18 protein-coding genes are annotated in these 20,296 nt (G+C 69.8%); 10 read left to right on the forward strand and 8 right to left on the reverse strand.

What is annotated here, in order from left to right:
- The gene (rsmD, locus tag AC5RTY_RS10015) at positions 1–591 is read left to right on the forward strand and encodes a 16S rRNA (guanine(966)-N(2))-methyltransferase RsmD (RefSeq protein WP_494012335.1); all 591 of its coding nucleotides are present in this window, start codon (positions 1–3) and stop codon (positions 589–591) included.
- Here rsmD and AC5RTY_RS10020 read toward each other — a convergent pair.
- Together AC5RTY_RS10020 and AC5RTY_RS10025 are read right to left on the reverse strand one after the other, a co-directional pair.
- Positions 574–1,344: a spermidine synthase gene (locus tag AC5RTY_RS10020; protein WP_494012334.1), complete on the reverse strand. Its 771-nt coding sequence runs from the start codon at positions 1,342–1,344 to the stop codon at positions 574–576. The genes rsmD and AC5RTY_RS10020 overlap by 18 nt on opposite strands.
- A 3-nt stretch (positions 1,345–1,347) precedes the next feature.
- Positions 1,348–2,589, reverse strand: coding sequence for an aminotransferase class I/II-fold pyridoxal phosphate-dependent enzyme (locus tag AC5RTY_RS10025; protein ID WP_494012333.1), 1,242 nt, complete (start codon positions 2,587–2,589; stop codon positions 1,348–1,350).
- 63 nt (positions 2,590–2,652) lie between these two features.
- Between AC5RTY_RS10025 and coaD the strand changes: the two genes are divergently transcribed.
- The 6 genes from coaD to mutM all read left to right on the forward strand — a co-directional run bounded on the left by coaD (position 2,653) and on the right by mutM (position 6,734).
- A complete protein-coding gene (gene coaD, locus AC5RTY_RS10030; RefSeq protein WP_493999999.1) occupies positions 2,653–3,135 on the forward strand; it encodes a pantetheine-phosphate adenylyltransferase in 483 nt (160 codons plus the stop codon).
- Positions 3,136–3,193: 58 nt separating this feature from the next.
- A complete protein-coding gene (gene galU, locus AC5RTY_RS10035; protein ID WP_494012332.1) occupies positions 3,194–4,126 on the forward strand; it encodes a UTP--glucose-1-phosphate uridylyltransferase GalU in 933 nt (310 codons plus the stop codon).
- Positions 4,127–4,245: 119 nt separating this feature from the next.
- Entirely contained in the window at positions 4,246–4,809 is a 564-nt protein-coding gene (locus AC5RTY_RS10040) for a YceD family protein (RefSeq protein ID WP_494012331.1), read from the forward strand.
- Positions 4,810–4,811: 2 nt separating this feature from the next.
- Positions 4,812–5,015: a 50S ribosomal protein L32 gene (gene rpmF / locus AC5RTY_RS10045; protein WP_127511582.1), complete on the forward strand. Its 204-nt coding sequence runs from the start codon at positions 4,812–4,814 to the stop codon at positions 5,013–5,015.
- A gap of 11 nt (positions 5,016–5,026) precedes the next feature.
- Positions 5,027–5,746: a ribonuclease III gene (gene rnc, locus AC5RTY_RS10050; protein WP_493999996.1), complete on the forward strand. Its 720-nt coding sequence runs from the start codon at positions 5,027–5,029 to the stop codon at positions 5,744–5,746.
- Positions 5,739–6,734, forward strand: coding sequence for a bifunctional DNA-formamidopyrimidine glycosylase/DNA-(apurinic or apyrimidinic site) lyase (mutM, locus tag AC5RTY_RS10055; RefSeq protein ID WP_494012330.1), 996 nt, complete (start codon positions 5,739–5,741; stop codon positions 6,732–6,734). The genes rnc and mutM overlap by 8 nt, the downstream gene beginning before the upstream one ends.
- 4 nt (positions 6,735–6,738) lie before the next feature.
- Here mutM and AC5RTY_RS10060 read toward each other — a convergent pair whose 3' ends face one another.
- The 6 genes from AC5RTY_RS10060 to AC5RTY_RS10085 all read right to left on the reverse strand — a co-directional run bounded on the left by AC5RTY_RS10060 (position 6,739) and on the right by AC5RTY_RS10085 (position 14,930).
- Positions 6,739–7,554 (reverse strand): serine hydrolase domain-containing protein, encoded by an 816-nt coding sequence (locus AC5RTY_RS10060; protein ID WP_494012329.1) that lies wholly within the window; start codon positions 7,552–7,554, stop codon positions 6,739–6,741.
- A gap of 9 nt (positions 7,555–7,563) precedes the next feature.
- Positions 7,564–8,529: an NAD-dependent epimerase/dehydratase family protein gene (locus AC5RTY_RS10065; protein ID WP_494012983.1), complete on the reverse strand. Its 966-nt coding sequence runs from the start codon at positions 8,527–8,529 to the stop codon at positions 7,564–7,566.
- 44 nt (positions 8,530–8,573) lie between these two features.
- Positions 8,574–11,219, reverse strand: a complete 2,646-nt coding sequence (locus tag AC5RTY_RS10070) for an alpha/beta fold hydrolase (RefSeq protein WP_494139472.1) — start codon at positions 11,217–11,219, stop codon at positions 8,574–8,576.
- Complete coding sequence (locus AC5RTY_RS10075) at positions 11,213–12,238, reverse strand: 3-oxoacyl-ACP synthase III (protein WP_493999991.1); 1,026 nt, start codon at positions 12,236–12,238, stop codon at positions 11,213–11,215. Before AC5RTY_RS10075 ends, AC5RTY_RS10070 begins: the two co-directional genes overlap by 7 nt.
- 179 nt (positions 12,239–12,417) lie before the next feature.
- Positions 12,418–13,764 carry a hypothetical protein gene (locus AC5RTY_RS10080; RefSeq protein ID WP_494012327.1) on the reverse strand — a complete coding sequence of 449 codons (1,347 nt, stop codon included), beginning with the start codon at positions 13,762–13,764 and terminating at the stop codon, positions 12,418–12,420.
- A gap of 155 nt (positions 13,765–13,919) precedes the next feature.
- On the reverse strand, positions 13,920–14,930 hold the full coding sequence (locus tag AC5RTY_RS10085) for a glycosyltransferase (protein WP_494139473.1): 1,011 nt from the start codon (positions 14,928–14,930) through the stop codon (positions 13,920–13,922).
- Positions 14,931–15,145: 215 nt separating this feature from the next.
- Between AC5RTY_RS10085 and smc the strand changes: the two genes are divergently transcribed.
- The 3 genes from smc to AC5RTY_RS10100 are packed head-to-tail and all read left to right on the forward strand — an operon-like array spanning position 15,146 to position 20,249.
- Positions 15,146–18,757 (forward strand): chromosome segregation protein SMC, encoded by a 3,612-nt coding sequence (gene smc, locus AC5RTY_RS10090; RefSeq protein WP_494012325.1) that lies wholly within the window; start codon positions 15,146–15,148, stop codon positions 18,755–18,757.
- Positions 18,758–18,774: 17 nt separating this feature from the next.
- Positions 18,775–19,551 (forward strand): alpha/beta fold hydrolase, encoded by a 777-nt coding sequence (locus AC5RTY_RS10095; RefSeq protein ID WP_494012324.1) that lies wholly within the window; start codon positions 18,775–18,777, stop codon positions 19,549–19,551.
- Positions 19,548–20,249: an esterase/lipase family protein gene (locus AC5RTY_RS10100; RefSeq protein ID WP_494075373.1), complete on the forward strand. Its 702-nt coding sequence runs from the start codon at positions 19,548–19,550 to the stop codon at positions 20,247–20,249. The genes AC5RTY_RS10095 and AC5RTY_RS10100 overlap by 4 nt, the downstream gene beginning before the upstream one ends.
- Positions 20,250–20,296 lie beyond the last annotated feature (47 nt).

Here is a 20,296-nt window from a genome sequence, read left to right on the forward strand (position 1 = left end):
GTGAGCCGCATCGTGGCCGGCGTGGCCGGGGGACTGGCCCTGGCCAGCGTGCCCGGGGAGAACACCCGGCCGACGACGGACCGGGTCAAGGAGGCGTTGTTTTCCCGGCTGGAGTCCTACGATGTCGTGGCCGGCGCCCGGGTACTCGACCTTTTCGCCGGCTCCGGGGCTCTGGGAGTCGAGACCGCCAGCCGCGGCGCCGCCACGGTGGACCTGGTCGAAGCGGCCGACAAAGCCGCGGGGGTCTGCCGCCGCAACGCCGAGCTGGTTAACGGCAAACTGGGCCGGAAGACGGCCACGGTGCACCGGATGAAGGCGGAACGGTTCCTCAAGGACCTTCCGCCGGGACACCATTGGGACCTGGTGCTGATGGACCCGCCGTACCCGCTGGCCGAGGACGCGCTCGCCGGCATCCTCGCCTCCTTGTCCGGATTCCTCGCCGACGGCGCCGTCGTCGTCGTCGAACGCTCTTCGCGGTCACCCGAACCGGAATGGCCCGAAGGCCTCGTCCGGTTCGCCGTCCGGAAGTACGGCGAGACGCGTCTCTGGTTCGCCGAACCCGCCGTGGACCAGTCAGCTGCGGGCGAATGAATCGAGCTCCGGGCCGCTGAGGACCGCCGCCGGGTGCGGGCCCGCCGCCAGCAGGGCGGCCGACCATTCCGGCGGCCACAAACCGCCGCGGGCGGCCAGGACGATGTTGCCCGCCCTCCGGCTGCCGAACATGCCGGCCTCGCCCAACGCCGCCACCGAACCGGCGACGGACGCGAGCTCGGCGATCTGCCGCTTGGCGAACGCCAGCGGCGGGTCGTCTCCGACGTTGACCAGCAGCACCCCGTCCGGTTCCAAAGCCTCCAGCATCTCCGCGTAGAAGTCCGCCGTGGTCAGGTGCTCCGGGGCGTCGTCGCCGGCGAAAACATCCAGCACGATCACATCGAAGGTGCCCTCGATGTCCCCGAAGGCCAGTTCATGCCGGGCATCGCCGAAGTGGACCGTCAGGTCCGTGCCGTCGGGCATGGGAAGGTGCTCGAGGACGAAGTCCAGCAGCTCCCGCTCCAGCTCGACGGCGACCTGCCGGGAACCGGGCCGGGTGGCCTGCACGTACCGGGCCAGCGTCAGGGCGCCGGCGCCCAGGTGGAGGCAACGCAGCGGGACCCCTGCCGGGCCCGCCAGGTCGACGACGTTGGCGATCCGGCGCAGGTATTCGTAGAACACGTCGCCGGGATGACGCAGGTTGACGTGCGATTGCTCGGCGCCGCCAATGCTCAGGACGTAGGATCCCGGTACCCGGTCGTCCTTGTCGATGCCGGCGTGGAGGCCGGTGCCGCGCAGGTAGCGTTCGGCCACGGCTCAGATCCTGTCCGGCAGGGAGGCGAGGCGTTGCGCGGCGTCCTGCAGGACCTCGGTCCGCTTGCAGAACGCGAAGCGCAGCAGCGAGCGGGTCCGCTCGGCGCCGTCGGGGTGGCAGAAGACCGGCACCGGGATGGCGGCCACGCCGATCAGCCCGGGCATCCGGCGGGCCAGGTCGAGTGCGTCGGTGATACCCAGCGGTGCCGTGTCCACGTTGACGAAGTAGGTGCCCTGCGGCGTGAAGACATCGAAGCCGGCCTGCCGCAATCCGTCGCTGAGCAGGTCCCGCTTGGCCTTCAGGCCGGCGGCGATCCCGCCGTAGAACGAGTCCGGCAGCCCCAGCCCCGCCGCCACCGCATCCTGGAACGGTGCGCCCGAGCTGTACGTGAGGAATTGCTTGACCGTGCGGACGGCTGCTACGAGGTCCGCCGGGCCGGAGAGCCAGCCGACCTTCCAACCGGTGAACGAAAACGTCTTGCCGGCCGACGAAATGGTGAGCGTCCGCTCGGCGGCTCCCGGCAGGGTGGCGATGGGGATGTGGGGTGCATCGAAGGTCAGATGCTCGTAGACCTCGTCGGTGACGATCAGCGCGTCGTAGCGCTCAGCCAGCTCGACGATGCGCAACAGGGCCTCGCGGGAGAAAACGCTGCCCATCGGATTGTGCGGGTTGTTGACCAGGACGATGCGGGTGCGCTCCGAAAAGGCCGCTTCGAGTGAGTCGAGGTCCGGCTGGAAATCGGGGGCGAGGAGCGGGGCCGTGGTGTGCCGGGCTCCGGCCAGGCCGATGATCGCCCCGTACGCGTCATAGAAGGGCTCGAACGTCAGCACGTCGTCGCCCGGTCCGCTCAGGGCCAACAACGTCGCTGCCAGCGCCTCGGTCGCTCCGGTCGTGACGATGATCTCGGTTTCCGGGTCCGGTGACAGGCCGTAGAACCGCTGCTGGTGGGCGGCAACGGCGCTGCGCAGCGTGAGTGTTCCCTTGCCCGGCGCATACTGGTTGGCTCCGCCGCGGATGGCGTCAATGGCGGCGGCGGCGATTTCCGCCGGGCCGTCCTCGTCGGGAAACCCCTGCCCCAGATTGATGGCGCCGGTCCGCGCGGCAAGGGTCGTCATCTCCTCGAAAATGGTGAGGCCGAGGCCTCCGTCGTCGCCGAGGAGGTTCGATCCGGCCGCGGTCCGCTGCCACGGCGCCGGAACGCCGGCCCGCCGGCCGTGAACGAGTTGCCGCATAGCTGTGCTCATGACTCCCAGTATTACCACCGAAGCGTGGTGCACCGCCCGCCCGGATCGACTAGATTCGACTCTATGCGCCGTGCCGTCTGCCCAGGATCCTATGACCCGCTCCACAAAGGCCACGTGGAAATCATTGCCCGTGCCGCCAGCATGTACGACGAGGTCATCGTCGCCGTCTCGACAAACTATGCCAAGAAATACCGTTTCAGCCTGGACGAGCGGCTGACCATGGCCCGCGAGACGCTCTCCTACCTCCGCGGCGTGAGCGTTGAAGCGATGGGTGAAGGCCTGCTGGCCGAATACTGCCGCAGCCACGGCGCCGGCGTCATCGTCAAGGGCCTGCGCTCGTCGCAGGACTACCACTACGAGCTGCCGATGGCCCACATGAACCGGCATCTGGCCGGCATCGAGACGGTTTTCCTCGCCGCGGAGAGCAGCTACACGCACCTGTCGTCGACCTTGATCAAGGAGATTGCCTCGCTGGGCGGGGACATCTCGGAGTTCGTGCCGAAGGCCGTACTCGCCGGTTTCCGCGCCGCGGAGCAGCCCCGGTAGCCCGGCCCGGATCGCTTCCGGCGGTTGCGGCGGAGCCCGCGTTTGCTAACGTTTGACCATGCCTCAAGCTCAATCCGTACGAAAAGCCGTTCTGCCCGCCGCCGGGCTGGGGACCAGGTTCCTGCCGGCCACCAAGGCCATGCCGAAGGAAATGCTGCCCGTCGTCGACAAGCCGGCCATCCAATATGTCGTCGAAGAAGCGACGCGCGCCGGCCTGGACGACGTGCTGATGATCACCGGGCGCAACAAGCGTTCCCTGGAGGACCACTTCGACCGGGTCCCGTTTATCGAGCAAACCCTGGAGGACAAGGGCGACGCCGACAAGCTGGCCGCGGTCCGGGAATCTTCCCAGCTGGCCGACATTCACTACCTGCGCCAGGGCGACCCCAAGGGGCTCGGCCACGCCGTTCTCTGCGCCAGGCAGCATGTGGGCAACGAGCCCTTCGCCGTCTTGCTGGGCGATGACCTGATCGACGAGCGCGACGAACTGCTCACGGAGATGATCGCGGTCCAGCAGGCGACCGGCGGCTCCGTCATTGCCCTGATGGAGGTCGATCCGGAAGCGATCAGCGCCTACGGGTGCGCGGACATCAGCCGCATCGACGGCGCGGCGCACGTGAAGGTGAACGGCCTGGTGGAGAAGCCCGACGCCGCCGAGGCGCCGTCGAACCTGGCCGTGATCGGACGTTATGTCCTGCACCCCGCGGTCTTCGACGTCCTGGAGGAGACCCCGCCGGGCCGCGGCGGAGAAATACAGCTGACGGACGCGCTGCAGGTGCTGGCCGGCTCCGAGGAGGCCGGCGGCGGTGTTTATGCCGTGGTCTTCAAGGGGCGCCGCTACGACACCGGCGACAAGCTCAGCTATCTCAAGGCCGTCGTCTCCCTGGCCACGGAGCGCGAGGACCTGGGACCCGAGCTGCGTTCCTGGATCGTCGACCTGGCATCACAGATCCAGGCCGAGAGGCCGTTGGAGCCCGCCGGACGGGACTGACACCCCCGCAGCGCCGCCGGTTTGGGCCCGCGGGAGATCCGGGCTAAGATGATACGTCGGTCGTATGTTCTTTAGGAGTTCTCAGTACTGTGGTCTTGAACCATGATCAAAGTTCGGCCTTGACCCTTGCGGTCAAGGACCTCGGGCGCAGCCCGGGCACCATGCGGACTCTTGAAGAACGTATCGCTGCGCCGAAGGATTTCGGGGCAGCACTCATTGGCGTTCAGGAAGGCTCCGACATGGAGCTGGACCTGAAGCTTGAGGCCGTGCACGAGGGAATCCTGGTTTCCGGCACCGTTTCCGTGGCAGTCACGGGCGAGTGCGGGCGTTGCCTGGATCCCATCGCGTACGACCTCGACGTCAATGTGCAGGAACTCTTCTACTACGAGGAAGCTGAACTCCTCGAGGAAGAAGAACAGGACGAACAGCGGCGGGTTGAGCGCGATCTGATCGATCTCGAACCGGCGCTGCGGGACGCAGTGGTGACCGCCCTGCCGTTCCAGCCGGTGTGCCGGGAAGACTGCCAAGGCTTGTGCCCGGAATGCGGGATGCGCCTTGAAGAGGATCCGGGTCACCACCATGAGGTCGTGGATCCTCGCTGGGCAGCCCTTGCCGGGTTGGCCGGTACGGCCGCCGACGAGGCGCCCGAAAGTAAAGAGTCAGACGAGAGAGAAGAGAGTTAGCCGTGGCTGTTCCCAAGCGGAAGATGTCCCGCTCGAATACGCGCGCACGCCGGTCCCAGTGGAAGGCCACTGCGCCCAACCTGGTCAAGACCGTTGAGAACGGCCGTGTCACCTACAGCCTGCCGCACCAGGCCAAGGTTGTCACCGACTCGGCAGGCACCGCGCTGTTCCTTGAGTACAAGGGCCGCAAGGTAGCCGACGCGTAACAACGTCCGGCATGCCTTCAACTGAAGAGCTTTTGGAGCGTCTCGGCGTTGATATCGACGCCGAGACGCTCCGTCTTGCTTTAACCCACCGTTCCTACGCCTACGAGCACGGCGGACTGCCGACCAACGAGCGCCTGGAATTCCTCGGCGACTCGATCCTGGGCTTTTCCGTGACCGACGCGCTGTACCGGGACAACCCGGACCTGCCCGAGGGCGAACTGGCCAAGCGGCGCTCCGCCGTCGTCTCCACCCGGGCGCTGGCCGGCATCGCGCGCAGCCTGGACGTCGGCCGGCATGTGCTGCTCGGGCAGGGCGAAAAGCTCACCAACGGGGCCGACAAGTCCTCCATCCTGGCCGACACGATGGAGGCCCTCTTCGGCGCCGCCTACCTGTGCCAGGGCATCGAAACGGCGCGCCAGCTGGTGATGCGCCTCGTCGGGCCGCTCCTGGCGGACGCCGACGCCCTGGGCGCGGGCACAGACTGGAAGACCAGCATCCAGGAGCTGGCCGCCGCCCGGAAGATGGGCACCGTGACCTACCGGGTGGACGGATCGGGCCCGGACCACGCCCGGACCTTCGTGGCCACGCTGCTGATCGGCACCACCGAATACGGCCGCGGCACCGGACATTCCAAGAAGGAAGCCGAGCAGGAAGCGGCCGCCACCACGTGGCGGGCGCTGCGTGCCTCGCTGCCCGTATCGGTGACGGAGACCGCCGACTCCGATGCCTGAACTGCCTGAGGTGGAGGTTGTCCGCCGCGGGCTCGCCCAGTGGGTCCGCGGGCGGACGATCACCGGAGTGGACGTCCTGGACGAGCGTTCCATCCGGCGCCACGCCCTCGGAGCCGACGACCTGCGCGGCAACCTCATCGGCGCCCACGTGGCCGACGTCGCCCGGCGCGGGAAATTCCTCTGGATGCCGCTGCTGGAGACCACGCCGGACCCTTCGCCGCACCCCGGCGCCGTTAACGCCGTGCCCGACGAGCCCAAACTCGCCCTGATGGCGCACCTCGGCATGAGCGGCCAACTGCTGGTCGAAGACAGCGGGCAGCCCGACGAGAAGCACCTGAAGGTCCGGTTGACGCTCAGTCCGGCCGGCGAACCCGACGGCCCGCCGATGCCGGCCGAGCTGCGGTTCGTGGACCAGCGGATATTCGGCGGCATGTTCCTGGCCGACCTGATGCCCACTCCCGACGGCCATGCCGGCGGGATGTCCGAGACCGGCCTGCCGCTGATCCCGGTCGAGGCCGCCCACATCGCCCGCGACCCGCTCGACCCCGCCTTCTCCTTCGAGGCGTTCTACCAGCGCCTGCGTGCCCGCAAGACCGGCATCAAGCGCGCCATCCTGGACCAGGCACTGGTCTCCGGCATCGGCAACATCTACGCCGACGAAGCCCTCTGGGCCGCGCAGTTGCACTACGCCCGCCCGACCGACACCCTGCGCCGCAAGGAAGCGGAGCGGCTGCTCAGCGCGTGCCGGGACGTCATGAGCAGGGCGCTCGAGGCCGGGGGCACCAGCTTCGATTCCCTCTACGTGAACGTCAACGGCGCCTCCGGATACTTCGAACGGTCACTGAACGCCTACGGCCGGGAGGGCGGGCCCTGCCACCGCTGCAGCGCCCTGGGCCTGTCCACGAAGATCCGCCGGGACACCTTCATGAACCGGTCGTCCTACACCTGCCCGGCCTGCCAGCCGAGGCCCCGGAACGGCCGCTGGTAACGGGCTACCTTCCCAGCTCCGCCAGCACCGCGTCCGTGTAATCGGGCCACGCGTCTGCGGCCCAGGGCCCGAAGTCGCGGTCGGTGAGCGCGATGCAGGCGGCGCCGGCCTCCGGATCCACCCAGAGGAAGGTGCCGGACTGGCCGAAGTGGCCGAACGTTTTCGGCGAGCTCTTGCTGCCGGTCCAGTGCGGCTCCTTGTGGCCGCGGATCTCGAAACCCAGGCCCCAGTCGTTGTTCTGCTGGCGGCCGAACCCCGGCAGCACACCCGCCAGCCCCGGGTAGGCCACCTGCGTCGCCTCCTGCACCGTGGCGGCGGCCAGCAGCGACGGCCGCTGCAGTTCCGCTGCGAAACGGGACAGGTCGGCGGACGTGGAGGTCGCCCCGGCCGCGGGGGAGCCGTCCAGGCTGGTGTCCTTCATGCCGAGGGGAACGAGCACGCCCTCGCGCAGGTAGTCCGCGAACGCCATGCCCGCCGCGGCCTCAAGCGTCTCGCCGAGCACCTCGAAGCCGGCGTTGGAGTAGAGCCGCCGGTCGCCGGGGGAGAACCGCACGGTGCGGTCGCCGAAGTCGTAGCCGGCGCTGTGCGCCAGCAGGTGGCGGACGGTGGCGCCGTCGGCGCCCGCCGCCTGGTCCAGTTCCAGCGCGCCTTCCTCGACGGCCAGCAGCACCGCATAGGCGCTGAGCAGCTTGGTCACGGACGCCAGCGGGAAGCGCCGCTGCTGGTCGCCATGGGAGGCAACGACGGCGCCGTCGGCCGCGACGACGGCGGTGGCCGCGTTGTCCACCGGCCAGGAATCGATCAGCTTCACGCTTTCCAATGCTTGCTCCTACCTCGTCGTTCCGCCGTAGTGGGCTGCCAACCGTCGCAGCCCTTCTTCGATGCTGACCTCGGGCACCCAGTCCAGCACCTCGCGGGTGCGGCGCTGGTCGAACCAGTGCGCGGTCGACAGCTGCTCGGCGAGGAAGCGCGTCATGGGCGGTTCGTCGCGGACCAGCCCGCGCGCTCCGGCGGCCGTCCAGGCCCGTTCGATAACCGAACCGGCGCCGCGGGCCAGCCAGCCGGGAACCGACCAAACGGGCGCCATCACGCCGGCGGCCCGGCAGATGCCGGCGATCAGTTCGCCTACCGGCCGGGGCTGGCCGTTGGTGACCACCAGGGCTTGGCCGTGCGCCTGGTCCATCCGTTCGAGCGCACGGACAATGGCTGCCGCGGCGTTGTCGATATAGGTGGTGTCGATCAGCGCGGCGCCGTTGTCCAGCAGCGGCAGCCGGCCGGCCCTGGCCCGCGCAATGACGCGTACCACCAGCTGGGTGTCGCCGGGGCCCCAGACGATGTGGGGGCGCACGGCCGCGACCCGGAAGCCGGGGGAGTCCGCGGCCAGCGCGAGCAGCTCGGCGGCGGCCTTGGACCGGGCGTAGTTGCCGCGGGCACGGTCCGGGTCCGCCGTCCCCGCGCCGGCGCCGGCGATGGCCTCGCCGACATGGGCGACCGAGGGGGAGGACACGAACACCACGTCGCGCACGCCCGCCGACCTCGCCGCGTCCAGCAGCGTGCGCGTGCCGTCGATGTTGGTGGCCACGAACTCGCTCCACTGGCCGGTGAACGAAACTTTCGCCGCCAGGTGGATCACGGCGTCGACTCCCTCGACGGCCCGGGCGACGGCGCCGGCGTCCGTCAGCGAACCGAGGACGGTCCCGACGGCGGAGCCCACGCCGGCGGCGGGGCGGCGCTGGAAGGTGCGGACGCCGTGGCCCTCCGCCAGCAGCAGCCGGGCCACGGCGGCGCCGAGCATCCCGCTGGCACCCGTGACGAGGACGGTCCGGGTTTCGGCGGCGCTCACGGTGCGGTGATCCGTCCGCCGGCCAGCGCCTTGCCGGCCCACACGGCCAGCCCGGCGCGGTCGATCTTGGAGTTGTGCCGGATGTCGGTGGGCAGCTCGGGCAGCACCAGGACGGCGGCCAGCTCCAGACCCGTGGCGCGGGCGACGGCGGTGCGCACCTCGGCGCCGAGGGCGTACGGCGCGGTGTCCGGCTTCGAGGACGGCGGCGCGGTCTCCAGCACCGCGACCGGGACCTGGGCGCCCGCGGGACCGACGCCGACGACGGCGGCAAGCCGGACGCCGTCGTGCGTTTCCGCGGCCTGCTCGGCGGCCACCGGGGTGGCGACGCCGTTCGCCGTCGTGATGATGTGCGCCAGCCGGCCCTCGACCCACAGGCGCCCGTGGGCGTCGAGATGGCCCACATCGCCGGTGCGGTGCCAGCCGGGCACGGACGCGCTGTGCCGTTGCGTGATCCAGAGCCGGTCGTACCGGTCCTTGACGTGTGGGGCGCTCACGAGGATCTCCCCGGTGACGTTGGGGTCGGTCGTCGGCAGTTCCGCCACGCTGCCGTCCGGGGCCACCGCAGCGATGGCCACCGTGGCCCCCGCCACGGGGGTGCCGACGCAGACGCCGTTCCCGAAACCGGCCGCGCGGATTTCCGCCAGGCTGATGTCCGTCACCGGCAGCGCTTCGGTCATGCCGTAGGGGGTGTGCAGCTGGGCGGACGGCATCAGCGACTGCACCTTGGCCAGCAGCGGCTCGGGGATCGGCGCGCCGGCCGAGAGCAGCAGCTTCACGTCGGCCAGGGCCACCCGGTGTTCGTCCGTGAGGCCGTCGGCGGTGGCGAGCACGTTCGCGAGGGCGGCCGGCGAGGCGAAGACGGCGGTGGCGCTGACCGCCGCGGCAGCATCGGCCAGGGCCGCGGCGGTGAGCGTCTTGGGCGCGGTGACGTCCATGTCCGGGGTCACCGAGGTGGCCCCCAGCGCCGGGCCCAGCAGGGCGAACGGCGCGAAGCCGGCCACCAGCGAGGTGCCGGCTTCCAGCCCGTAGGTCTCCTTGAGGGTGTCCCGCATGGCGGCCAGCCGGCGGTGCGTATAGACGACGCCCTTGGCCGGCCCGGTGGAGCCGGAGGTGAAGAGGATGGCGGCGTCGTCGTCGGGCTCGGGGGCGGTGCGCCCGGCGCGGCCGCCGGCCGGGCCAGCCGCGGCGGCGGCGGCGGCGGATTCGAGCAGTTCGGGCACGGTGTGGGCGACCCCGAAGAGCCGGCGCTTGGCCCCGCCCATTTCGGTCACGCTGATCCGCTCGCCCGGCCAGTCGAACAGCCGCGCGGCCGCGAAGGCACGTTCGATGCCGATGATGAACCGGGGGCCGGCCCCCTTGATGGCCCGGCTCAGGCCGGCGGGCCCCAGCCCGGCGTCCGCCACCACGATAACGGCGCCGAGCTTCAGGCAGGCGTAGATCAGGCTGGTCAGTTCGATGCCGGGCGGCACCAGCAGGTTGACGCGGTCGCCTGCTTTCACGCCGATCCCGGCCAGGCCGTCGGCGAGCAGGTCCACCTGGCCGGCGAGCTCGGCCCAGGACAGCGTCCGCTTTCCTGCCGCCGCGGCGCCCAGCGGGGCCATGTCGACGACGGCGGGGGAGTCGTCGGTCCGGCGTTCGTCCAGTTCGGCGAGCATGGAGCGGAAGGGGGCCGCAACCCGCGGCCCTTGGGCGGCGGCCGCGTGCCCGCAGCCGGACACGGCGGCGTCGAGCCAGGTGAACACGGGGCCGGCGATGTCGCGGTCTTCGGGGAGCAGGTGTCCGGCGCCTTCGAAGCGGTGCACATCGGCCTGCGGCAGCCGGTCCAGCAGGTCGCGCAGGTAGCGGTCGGAGAACACCGGATCCCTGGGGCCCCACAGGATCAGCGCCGGAACGTCCAGGCTGCGGATGCCCTCGGCCACCCCGTTCAGCGCGTCCCAGCTGGGCGCGGCCTCGTCGGCCGGGATGTCGGCCACGAAGTTGCCCACCCCGGTGCGGCGGGCCGCGTGCCGGTACGGGGCCATGAACGCGGCCCTGACGTCCTTCGCCAACGGAGGATGCGCCAAGGCGTGCGTGACGCGCAGGAAGGCGGCCGACGTCGTCGTTCCCCAGCGATGCACGGCGGGGTGCAGCGCCAGTTTGAGCGGGGCGGGCAGCCCGAACCCGGCGGGGTGGACGGCGGTGTTGGTCAGGACGACGCCGGCGAGCTGGTCGCGGTGCCGGGTGGCCCAGCCCAGCGAGATCACGCCGCCCCAGTCGTGTCCGACGGTGACGACGGGGCCGGTGATGCCCAGTTCTGCGGTCAGGTCGCCCAGGTCGGTGATCCGGTCCTCGAGCCTGCGGAAGCTTCCGGTGCGTTCGGAGAAGCCCATGTCCAGCTGGTCGACGGCGACCACGCGCCACGGGGCCGCGGCGTCACCGGCGGCGGCCAGCAGGCTGCGCCACAGGTAGGACCAGGTGGGGTTGCCGTGCACGCACAGCAGGGTGCCGGCTGGTTCGATGCCGCGTTCGGCCAACTGCGGGCCGTTGTCCAGGAGGTGCCAGGTGTGGGCGCTGCCGGCCTGGTCTACAGCGGCGGTGGAGCGAACGCGGACGCGGCGGGACCAGGCCGGGTCGACGCCGGGCCAGAGGGGGGTGTCTACCACGCAATCTCCATCATGGTGGTGTTCAGGCCGGAGCCCACGCCCATGCAGAGCACGCGGTCGCCGGTGCCCAGGGTCTGGGCCTCCTGGGCGAGGGTCATCGGCAGCGAGGCCGGCCCCACGTTGCCCCACTTCGGGAAGGTGATCGGCACACGCTCGCGGACCAGGTTGACGGCCTTGATGATCGCGTTGGTATACGAGGTGGAGACCTGGTGCGTGACGTACCGGTCCATGGCGGTCCAGTTCCAGCCGTCGCGGTGGGCCTCGTGCCAGGCGTTGACCACCAGTTCCAGCCCGTTCTCCAGCAGGCCCTTGGTGTCCGTGAACATGCCGGCCGGCCCGCCGACGCACAGCTCGTGGTGTTCGGTGCCCGCGCGGGAGACGCCGCCGAGGATCCGGTGCGAGCCGGGGTGGGCGTCGGCGGGGCCGATCACGGCCGCGGCGGCCCCGGACCCCAGGGTCAGCGTGGCGAATTCGCGCAGGTAGTCGGCGCGGGTGGAATCCGGGTGGTTCAGCCGCTCGAAGGTGGTTTCCTGGGTCGGCTGCGCGTCCTCGCCGGCGACGATCAGCGCGTACTTGATCTGCCCGGCATCGATCATGTTGGCGGCCAGCGTTATTCCGTTGACGAAGCCCAGGCAGGCGTTGGCCAGGTCGAAGTTCATGGCCGACGACGGCAGCCCCAGCCCGTGGTGGATCTTCACCGCGACGGACGGCTCAAGGTTCTTGCGGGTGACGGAGGTGTTGATCAGCAGGCCGATCTGGCCCGGCTCCACGCCGGCCTCGGCGAGGGCCTTGGCGCCGGCTTCGATGGCGGCGTCGTCGAATGATGAACCGGGCGACCACCAGCGGCGTTCGGTCACGCCGGCAACACGTTCCAGCAGCTTCCGGGAGAGCTTCAGGCGCTTCAGGCTGGGTGCCAGCCGGTCGTCGAAGTCGGCGGAAGTGACGGCTACCGGGGCCTCCACGCTCGAGACGGCCAGCAGCGCCGTGTTGTCATGTCGAAACGTCGCGTTACCGATCAATATCCAGCCTTTATTCGTCTTCGGGGACGTTCACCTGTACACGGAAAATCCCCCATTGGTACCCGAACTCTTAACTATGCACCCCGAACCAGCGTTCCGCACATGCAGAGAATGGCATGCGTGTGTGGTCATTGTCTCTCCGGCTGCCTTTGCCCGTGCCTCGGATCGCCTTGCAGACGTTACTCGGGGGCCCCGGAGCGTGATTCGAGGGGGCGTTCGGATCCACCTGGATGCGGGCTGGAATCTTTTGGAATTCCCTTGTTGTTTAAGCGGCGGTCCGCCAGAAAGAGCACCCCTGCAAGTGTGCAGGCGACGGCGGGCCAATAGCTGTAGCGGTAGTCGGCTGCCGGCACAATGGGGAAGTACCCCACCAGGTAGAGGAGCGCCGACCAGCCCAGGGCCGCGACCTGCGGCCGCAGGTGCCGTGTCTTGGGGAGGGCCACGATCAGCGCTATCGAGGCGGCGAGCCAAAACCAGGCTTTAAAAAACCAGGGAAAAGTCTTCAGGCCGAACTCAACCACGTAGTCGTAGAGGATGTTGTCCGCCTTCGACGGCTCCACGCGGTACTCAGCGGGGACAACCTCTGCGCCGGTACCGACGAATTCCAGCTTGCTGGTGAAGAGGAACCGGGCGTACGTCTCGGCGCGGTAGTACAGGTAGCGGGCCGGATGCGTCACCACTTCATCAATCCACAGGTCCCGGACCTCCGACTGATAAGCGATCGGTTCAAAGGATTTGCCGGTTGCCCCACGGCCGTAGCACTTCCAATAGGCATCCCAAATAGCTTCTTCGGCCCGGCATTTTTCGCCCGCGGCAAGCAGTTTGTCTTCCAGTTCCTGGGGGATATCCGCGTCCCTTATCTCTTCGGCGGGCACGGTGAAGATGATGTCGTCGAGGAAGACTTGGGATAGCTGGCCGGTGGGTTTGGGCTGGAATGCGGCGTTGAACGCCGCGCCCGTGCCCAGTATCAACACCAGGAACGTCGCGGCGGCCACGACATATCCGCCCCGCACGCGTCGCCGGTTGGCTGTCAGCCGCCTGCGCCGCTTGGGGGATGCGTTCCGCCAGGCCCGGTAGAGGAGGAAGACGAGGGGAAGGATCGCAAAGAACGCGTTTTTCCGGACCATCCCTCCGTACAGCAGGAACAACAGCGACAGGGCGAGCAACGGATACCGGAGCCTCGGGAAGCGCTCGGCGAGCAGGATGAGGACGGTGCCGCTGAAGAACGCGATCATCATGTGCACGTCCTTCCACAACACGCCCAGGAACGTGATGGTGAACGGCAGCAACGGAATCGCGAGGGCGAGCGAGGACATGAGCCGGCTGCGGGTGAGATCGTGAAGATAGATGGCCAAGAGCAGCGCGGCACTGAACGTCACCGCGACCTGCACCAGCACCAGCGAGCCGACGTCGCCGGTCAGCCTGTACAAACCTGTCCAGCCGACGGTCATGACGGCGGGGTGCCAGTCGTCCAGCGGAATCAGGCCGAGAACCTGCTTGAGCTGATGGGCGGAATCATTCGTCATCCGCCCGGGGTGGTTCGCCACCCACAGAAAAGCCGTGGCCAGGAAAGCGGAGGCGCCCAAGACTGTAAGCCACCCGTAGTCCGCCGCAGTCCAAGCGGTGCGCACACCCCTCGGGCCGCCGGCCCGGGCACGGGGGGAACGTGCCGATGCATCGCTCACGTGTTCGTCCCGTCCAGACGCGCGTGGGCCGGGTCCGCCCACGCCCCGCCTGCATCCTGCCGGTGCTGCGGCGGCTCCAGGCGCAGGTATGCCAGGCGCGCTGCTTCATGCCGTCCCCGCTTAAGGCCGTCGAGGATGATGCCGATACAACCCACCAGTACCGCCAGGCCCATCACGGCAGCAGCCAGGATCGCCGTCGGGAAGCGGGGCACCAGGCCGGTCTGGAAGAACTCGACGACCACGGGCACCCCCAACCCCAGCGAAGCCAGTGCCAGCACCGCGGCGATGATGCCGTGGAAGAGGGCCGGCCGTTCATGGCGGACGAGCTCGAAGATGAGGGACAGGATTTTGAAGCCGTCCGAATAGGTATTGAGCTTGCTTTCGCTCCCCTCGGGCCGTTGGCGGAATCCGACCTCGACCTCGGCCTGCGGCAGCCGCAGTGACGTGACGTGCACCGTGAATTCGGTCTCGATTTCGAATTCCTTGGACACGGCGGGGAATGACTTAACGAAGCGGCGCGAAAAGACGCGATATCCCGACAACATGTCCGAAACCTGGGATCGGAAGAGGACGCTGACGACCCGGTTGAACATCCGGTTCCCCATGGCGTGCCCCGGGCGGTACGACCCGGTTTCCGACGTGTCGGCACGAACGCCGAGCACATGATCGTAGGGTCCGTCCAACAGGGCGTCGATCAGGCGTGGCAGGTCCGCTGCCTCGTACGTGTCGTCGCCGTCGATCGTGACGTAGATATCGGCGTCAATATCGGCAAACGCCCGCCGGATGACGTTGCCCTTGCCCTTGCGCGTTTCCGCCCGGACGATGGCGCCGGCGGCCCGCGCCAGCTCGGCGGTCCGGTCGGAACTGTTGTTGTCGTAGACATAGACCGTTATCCCCGGGACGGCGAGCTCCAGATCCCGGATGACGGTGGCGACTGTCTGTTCTTCGTTGTGGCAGGGGACAATGGCGGCAATGCGCTGCCCTGGATGACGGGCTGGATCTGACACTGGCGAAAGCACTCCTCACCGGACGTGGACTGGCCTTCAGGGTAGTTCTCCGTGGCCCTTACACAAGGTTGCCACCCCGCCCGCCGGGATGCGCGCACCTGCACACGCCGGCCGCTCCACACGTTTGTCCACCGCGACAAGCCCGTCGTGCCCGTGTATCCGCGGCGGACACGGTAGATTGAGGCAAGGAAAACGTCCGCCGCGGGAGACACAACGTGCATCTTAAATCTCTGACTGTGCGGGGCTTTAAGTCTTTTGCGTCGGCGACGACCTTCGACTTCGAGCCCGGCGTCACCGCCGTGGTCGGTCCGAACGGGTCGGGAAAGTCCAACGTGGTGGACGCCCTCGCCTGGGTGATGGGGGAGCAGGGCGCCAAGACGCTGCGCGGCGGCAAGATGGAGGACGTCATCTTCGCCGGCACGGCGGGCCGCCCGCCGCTGGGCCGGGCGCACGTGTCGCTGACCATCGACAATGCCGACGGCGCCCTGCCGATCGAATACTCCGAAGTCACCATCTCCCGCACCCTGTTCCGCACGGGCGGCTCCGAATACGCCATTAACGGCAGCAGCTGCCGGCTGCTGGACATCCAGGAACTGCTCTCGGACTCCGGGCTGGGCCGGGAGATGCACGTGATCGTCGGCCAGGGCCAGCTGGACAAGGTGCTGCACGCGACGCCGGAGGACCGCCGGGGCTTCGTGGAGGAAGCCGCCGGCATTCTCAAGCACCGGCGCCGCAAGGAAAAAACGGTGCGGAAGCTGGAGTCCATGCAGGCCAACCTGCAGCGGCTGACCGACCTCACCGGCGAGATCCGCCGGCAGCTGACGCCGCTGGGCAAGCAGGCCGAGGTGGCCCGCCGGGCCCAGCAGGTCCAGTTCGAGGTCCGCGATGCCCGGGCCCGGCTGCTCGCCGACGAGCTGGTGGAGCTGAGCACCTCACTGGCCCAGGAAGTGGCGGACGAGGCCGCGCTGAAGACCCGGCAGGCCGAGGTGGAGAAGACCCTGGAGTCCGGGCGCCGGCGCCTGGCCGAGCTGGAGCGGCTGGCGGCCGAAGCCACCCCGGAGCTCAATGCCGCGCGCGAGCGCTGGTACCAGCTCTCGTCCACCCGCGAACGCTTCCGCGCCCTCGCCGGCCTGGCCAATGAACGACGGCGGCTGCTCGGCTCCGCGGACCGGGAACCGGAGGGCGGGCGGGACCCGGAGGTCCTGGAACAGCAGGCGGCCGAGGTCCGCGAGGAGCAGGCCGAGCTGGAGTTCGAGCTCGAGGACCGCCGGGCCGCCCTCGACGACGCGATCGAAGGCCGCGCCGCCGCCGAACGGGCTGCCGAGGACGAGGAAAAGCGGCTGACCGGCATCCTGCGCGCCGCCGCGGACCGGCGCGAGGGACTGGCCAGGCTGGCCGGCCAGGTGGGGGCAGCCAGGTCCCGGGTGGAGTCCGCCGAGGCCGAGCTGGGCCGGCTCCGCGCCTCGATCGGCGAGGGCGAGGAACGCCGGCGCCAGGCGCAGGCCGAATTCGCCGCGCTGGAGTCGCAGGTGGCCGGGGTGGAACAGGGCGAAGAGGGCCTGGACGCCGCGTACGAGGACGCCAGCGACGAGCTCGCCGTCATTGAGGCGGAGCTGGAGCAGCTGCGGGCCGACGAACGCGAGGCCGAACGCGAACGCGACGCCCTCGCCGCGCGCAAGGAGGCGCTGGAAGTCGGGCTGAACCGGCGGGACGGCAGCGAGCTGCTGCTGGCCTCCGGAACCGAGGGCGTGCTGGCCCCGCTGGCGGACCTGGTCACGGTGGAGCCCGGCTATGAGGCGGCGATTGCGGCAGCCTTGGGGCCGCTGGCCGAAGCCGTCGCCGTCGCGGACCCCGACGCCGCCGTCCGGGCGCTGGAACTGATGAAGGCCGACGACGCCGGCCAGGTGGACCTCCTCATCGCCGGCGCCCCGGTGCCGGCGGGCGGAAGCGCCGACGGCAGGGCGGAACTCCCGGACGGGGCGATCCCCGCGGCCGGCCTGGTCCAGGCCAAGCGGGGCGTCGAAGGAACGGTCCGCACGCTGCTGGGCTCCGCCGTCGTCGTGGCGGACCTCCCGATGGCGGCAGGGGTCATCGCGGCCGACCCGGCGCTGACCGCCGTCACCCGGGACGGGGATATTTTTACCGCCTGCTCGGCGCGCGGCGGGTCCGCCGGCGGCCCCAGCCTGCTGGAGGTCCAGGCAGCGGTGGACGAGACCATGCACAAGCTCGAAGCCGCCACGGCCCGGGCCGAGCGGGCCAAGTTCGCGATCGCCGGCGCCACCTCGCGCCGCGACGAGGCCAGGCTGCGGGCAGAGGCCGCCCTTGAGCAGCTGCACGAGTCCGACGCCCGGCTGGCCGCGGTCGCCGAACGCCTGGGGCAGCTGGGCTCGGCGCTGCGCTCCGCCACCGGGGAGAGCGAACGGCTGGCCAAACTGGTGCAGGCCGCCGAGGCCAACATCGTCACCGAACAGCAGAAGCTGGCCGACATCACCGCGCGGCTGGCCGCGGCACAGGCCGCCGAGGATGCCCCGGCCGACGCCGAACCGTCCACCGAACAGCGGGACGCGCTCGCCGCGGCGGCCGCCCGGGCACGCCAGGTCGAAATGGAGGCGCGGCTGGCGCTGCGCTCGGGCGAGGAACAGCTGACGGCCATCGGCAACCGGGCGGCCTCGCTGGAACGGGCCGCCGCCACCGAACGGCACGCCCGGGCGCAGGCCGCCGAGCGCGCCCGCAAGCGCCGGCTCCAGGCCGCCAAGGCCGCCGCCGTCGCACAGGGCGCCCGGGAGGCACTGGCCTGGCTGGACGTCTCGGTGGACCTCGCCGAGCGGGAACGGGACGAGGCCGAAGAGGTGCGCGCGGCGTGGGAGGCGGAGCTGTCCACGGTCCGCTCGTCGACCGACGCGCTCGCCGCCGAACTGCGCGAACTGACGGACACGGTGCACCGCGACGAGCTGGCACGGGCCCAGCAGCGGCTGAAGATCGAGGCCCTGCAGACCCGGTCCATCGAGGAGCTGGGCCTGACCCCCGACCACCTGATCGCCGAATACGGGCCGGACCAGCCGGTGCCGGTCGCCACCGCGGCGTCGAACGACAAGTGGGCCGCCCTGCGGGCGCCGGTGGACGAGGACGGCAACGCCGTCGCCGAGGGTGTCCCGTTCGTGCGCGAGGAGCAGCAGAAGCGGCTCAAGAAAGCGGAGCGCGACCTGGCCGCGTTGGGCAAGGTCAACCCGCTGGCGCTCGAGGAGTTCGCGGCGCTGGAGGAACGCCACCAGTTCCTGAGCACCCAGCTGGAGGACCTCAAGGCCACGCGCAAGGACCTGCTGGAGATCATCAAGGAAGTCGACGAGCGGGTGGAACAGGTCTTCACCGAGGCCTACCGCGACACCGCCGTGCAGTTCGAGCGCGTGTTCGGCCGGCTTTTCCCGGGCGGCGAGGGCCGGCTGGTGCTGACCGACCCGGAGGACATGCTCACCACGGGCATCGACGTGGAAGCCCGGCCCGCCGGCAAGAAAATCAAGCGCCTGTCCCTGCTCTCCGGCGGCGAGCGCTCGCTAACCGCGGTGGCCCTGTTGGTGGCGATCTTCAAGGCCCGGCCGTCCCCGTTCTATGTGATGGACGAGGTGGAAGCGGCGCTGGACGACACCAACCTGGGCCGGCTGATCACCATTTTCGAGGAGCTGCGCGAATCCAGCCAGCTGATCGTCATCACCCACCAGAAGCGCACCATGGAAGTGGCCGACGCGCTGTACGGTGTAACGATGCGCGGCGACGGCGTCACCACCGTCATCTCGCAGCGGCTGGAACACGCAAAGGCTCTGGTCGACTGAGCAGAAAGGCAGGCGAATTGGCGGGAATACCGGGCGAGACAGCCCAGATGCTGACCATCGACGGATGCGAGGTCCGCATCCGGACCGTCGGCTCCGGGCCCACGGTCTTCGTGCTGGTACACGGCATCGGCGTCTCCGGACGCTACTTCGAACCCCTCGCGGCCGAACTGGCACGGCACGGAACGGTACACCTGGTCGATCTGCCCGGACACGGCGGAACCGCCAAACCCGACCGGGCACTTTCGCTGGTGGACTTCGCCGGGCTGGTCGACGCGGCCATGGGCCGGCTGGACATCGGCCCCGCCGTGCTGGTGGGCCACTCGATGGGCTGCCAGATCGTCGTCGAGATGGCGCTGCACCACCCGCACACCGCCGCCGCGCTGGTGCTGCTGGCGCCGACGGCGAACCGCCGCGAGCGCACGGCCTGGCAGCACGGCCTCCGGCTGCTCCAGGACGGGTTCCGGGAACCGCTGACCGTGGACATGATCGAGGCCACCGACTACCTGCGCTGCGGGCCGCGCTGGTTCCTGAAGACACTGCCGGCCATGCTCGACCAAAAGCTGGAGCAGCGGATCGCCGGGGTGCAGGTGCCGGTGCGCATCGTCCGCGGCGACCGGGACCCGATCGTGCCGCTGGACTGGTGCCGCGAACTGGCCGATGCCTGCCCGGGCGCCACGGTGGACAGCATCCCCGGCGAGGCGCACGTGATGATGTTCCGTTCGCCCGGTCCGGTGGCCCGCCTGTGCCTGGCCACGGCCGGCTTCGACGATGCTGCCGTCATAGACCGGCAATGAACCGTCTGCTCCCTCGACTGCGGCTGGGCCGGGCCTGGCTGCTGGACTACGCCTACATCGGCCGCCGGCAGGTCCGCGGACTCTTCGACCGGACCGGCCCGGCGCGGTACCGGGAGGCCGGAACCCGCGCGGCGGACCCCGTCGTCGTACTTCCGGGCATCTACGAGTCCTGGAAGTTCATGCGCCCGCTGATCGAGCACGTCCACGGGCGCGGGCATCCGGTGCACGTGATCGAGCCGCTGGGCTTCAACGTAGGCAGCATCGAGCGGATGGCCGGGCTGGTCGCCGACTACCTGCGCGGCCAGGACCTGGACAACGTGACCATCATCGCGCACAGCAAGGGCGGACTGATCGGCAAATACGTGATGACGGGCGCGGAGTCCGGGGCGCGGGTGAAGCGCATGGTGGCGATCGGAACGCCGTTTTCCGGCTCCCGCTACGCGTCCTTCGCGGTGACGCCGATGCTCCGGGCGTTCGCGCCGAACAACCGCGTCCTGCGGCGGCTGCTGGCCAACCTGGCTGTCAACCACCGGATCGTGTCCGTCTACAGCGCCTTCGACCCGCACATTCCCGGCGGCTGCCGGCTCGAGGGCGCAACCAACATCCGGCTCGAGACCAGCGGGCACTTCACGATCATTGCCGAGGACCGCGTCCGGGACATCATCGACCGGGTGTTGGACGGCGCGACGCCGGAATAACCGGCCCGGTCATAACCGATCCGATCCGCGTGACCGCGGGCCCGGGA

This window comes from Arthrobacter sp. Y3224055 (assembly GCF_059090825.1).